Source organism: Bacillus sp. CCNWLW194, from assembly GCF_037120585.1.
Classification (GTDB): Bacteria; Bacillota; Bacilli; order Bacillales; family Bacillaceae_G; genus Bacillus_A; species Bacillus_A basilensis.
This window is the reverse complement of record NZ_JBBBBL010000061.1, coordinates 1-824: the sequence shown is the minus strand read 5'-3', so window position 1 is coordinate 824 and position 824 is coordinate 1. Positions and strand designations below refer to the sequence as shown.

Annotated in this window: 2 protein-coding genes and 1 pseudogene; all 3 read right to left on the bottom strand. The window is 34.2% G+C overall.

Translation table 11 applies throughout. The features are described from left to right. A partial coding sequence (locus V7S50_RS34010) for a small, acid-soluble spore protein, alpha/beta type (RefSeq protein WP_336584467.1) occupies positions 1-140 on the bottom strand: 140 nt, incomplete at its 3' end. Positions 141-204: 64 nt separating this feature from the next. Then, positions 205-399, bottom strand: a complete 195-nt coding sequence (locus V7S50_RS34005; RefSeq protein WP_336376827.1) for a hypothetical protein — start codon at positions 397-399, stop codon at positions 205-207. An 82-nt stretch (positions 400-481) separates the two neighbouring features. Beyond that, positions 482-727 (bottom strand): annotated as a pseudogene (locus tag V7S50_RS34000) (hypothetical protein). Between the last annotated feature and the right edge of the window lie 97 nt (positions 728-824).

Genomic DNA, 824 nt, shown 5'->3' with positions numbered 1-824 from the left:
CCATTTGCACGTGATGATGTATCAGGTCCAAGTGTGACTCCTAATTCACGGGCAATTTCATACTTCATTTGTTCAATAGCACTTGCTGCAACAGAAATAAGAATTTCATTTGTATTACCTTCGCGTCTTTGAATATTCATAATTGCACCTCCACTATATTTGTATATAACATGTGCTTAATTACGATATTTATACGTAAGTAGACTATTTTCTTCTAGTATTTTTAGGAGAATTCTTTTTCGTTCTCTCTGTTCCGAATTCAACTAACTGAATTTGAAACACATCTGAATCTTGAATTCCTAACACATTCATTTCTTCTCTAAATGAACGCCAGGACTCTACCTTTATTGATTTTTCTTGGCCATTTCTTAATGTGTAGATTCTTGAGTATTCTATAATTAACCCTGCTCAAATGTTAAATAATCTACATTGCACTTCAGTATAACAATAAAACCGCCTGTAAAGACGGTTTCTCTTTGTGTTATTTTTTTATGGCTCTACGTTCTCTTATTTTCTCTTTAATATATTTTATGTTACGCATGCCTAGTCGGATTGAAGCGAAGAAAAGGTGAATCATTATAACGATGTAGATTACTAACCAACTCGTATAAATAAATGTACCTTGAAATCCATTTTCGGTAAGCCAGTGAGTTACCTACATTCCACCAAAGTAAGCTGGGATTGTTAGCAAGCTTATATCTTTAGGATCTGTCGCAAGATAAATCATTAAAAATAGAAAAGCGAGTGCCCCTATTGCCCCTGTATTCTTGATTACTGCTGCTTCTTTCTGCTGTCATATAACGATTTCCCTACCATGATGAGAA